General features: G+C 64.1%; 2 protein-coding genes. One reads left to right on the top strand and one right to left on the bottom strand.

What is annotated here, in order from left to right; all coding sequences use genetic code 11:
- Positions 1-1,279, top strand: a 1,279-nt coding sequence (locus tag AC062T_RS06530) for a putative bifunctional diguanylate cyclase/phosphodiesterase (protein ID WP_476028481.1), incomplete at its 5' end; no start/stop codon positions are given.
- On the opposite strand, the gene AC062T_RS06525 is transcribed toward AC062T_RS06530, so the two are convergent.
- Positions 1,276-1,573: hypothetical protein (locus tag AC062T_RS06525; RefSeq protein WP_476028480.1), on the bottom strand; the 298-nt coding region annotated here is incomplete at its 5' end. The two genes, AC062T_RS06530 and AC062T_RS06525, sit on opposite strands and share 4 nt — an antisense overlap.

Genomic DNA, 1,573 nt, shown 5'->3' with positions numbered 1-1,573 from the left:
CCGGGATGACCTGACCGGCGTCTCCAATCGCACGGCCTTCCTCGAGAAGTTTGAGCGTCAGCTGGCCGGTTCCGAGGGCAGGGGCCGGCTTCTCTCCCTTCACTGGCTGGACCTTGATCGCTTCAAGGAGGTCAATGACTCGCTGGGGCATCTCGCCGGGAACGCCTTGCTCGTCGAGGTGGCTTCGCGGCTCATGGCCGAGTTCGGCGCCGAGGGCATCGTCGCGCGTCTGGGCGGCGATGAGTTCGCCATCGTCCGGGCGGTGGATGTAGAGGCGGACGCTGAGCCGATTGCGCAACGGATTTTGAGCCTCGTCGCACAACCCGTTGAGTTTCGGGGACGACGGCTCCACGTCAGCGCCTCGGTCGGGGTGGCGGTCTCGCCTCCGGGGGAAGCCGATGCGGACACGCTCTTGAAGAACGCCGACCTCGCCCTCTATCGCGCGAAGGAAGACGGCCGGAATACCTACCGCGTTTATGCACCCGAGATGGATGAGAAGCTCGAGCGCCAGCGCCAGGTGGGTGCAGAGCTGCACGGTGCCCTGGCGCGGCGGGAGTTCAGCCTTCACTTTCAACCGATTTTCGATCTCGAGACGGACGAGATCATGTCCTGTGAAGCCCTGCTTCGCTGGGAGAACAGGCGGCTTGGGACTGTATCCCCCGCGGAGTTCATCCACATCGCGGAAGAAAGCGGGCTGATCGTAGAGATCGGCGGCTGGGTGCTGCGAGAGGCATGTCGGATAGCCAGCGACTGGCCACCGCACGTTCGGGTGGCCGTCAACCTCTCACCGATCCAGCTGCAATCCGCCAATTTGCTGGCGGTCATCATGACCGCCCTTAGCGAGAGCGGCCTCCCTGCGGAGCGACTCGAGCTGGAGGTGACGGAGTCCGTGCTGCTGCATGATATCGAAGCGTCGCTGGCGGTCTTGAATGCCATCAACCGCATGAACGTGGCGACCACTCTGGACGATTTCGGCACCGGCTATTCGTCCTTAAGCTACCTCACCAAATTCCCGTTCCAGAAGCTCAAGATCGATCGTTCCTTCATCGTCGATCTTGATGAGCATCCTGCCCACGCCGCCATCGTGCAGACGGTCGTCGAGCTGGCGACCACGCTTGGAATGCATACGGTTGCGGAAGGCATCGAGACTCCGGAGCAGCTCGAGCAGCTGCGCCGCACGCGGTGCACGGCGGGGCAAGGCTTCCTGCTCGGACGGCCGATGCCGGCAAGCGTGGTGGCTACCATGCTTGCCGGCAATGCGGCGCGGCAACGGGCTTAGGTGCCGGCGGGCTGATGCCGGGTCTGAGCCTTCTCCAGCAGGCGGGTTTGAGCCGCGACCAATCGCCGCATCAGCTTCAGATCCGCGTCACTGAGGCGCAACGCCGCGTCGGCCCAGAGGTCCACCACGGCCTCCAGTTCCGCTAGCGTCAGCGGGTTCACGGCTCGAGACGCCTCATAGATGGCGCAGTGCCCGCTATGGCGCCGGCGGTTCTGCCGGATGTAATCCTCAACCACCTTTCGCCCCTCGCCAGGCTCCGCCAAGGCGTGGACGATGCCAAGATCGTACATCTCC

The organism is Homoserinimonas sp., assembly GCF_056262345.1.
This window is presented reverse-complemented; position numbering and strand designations above follow the sequence as displayed.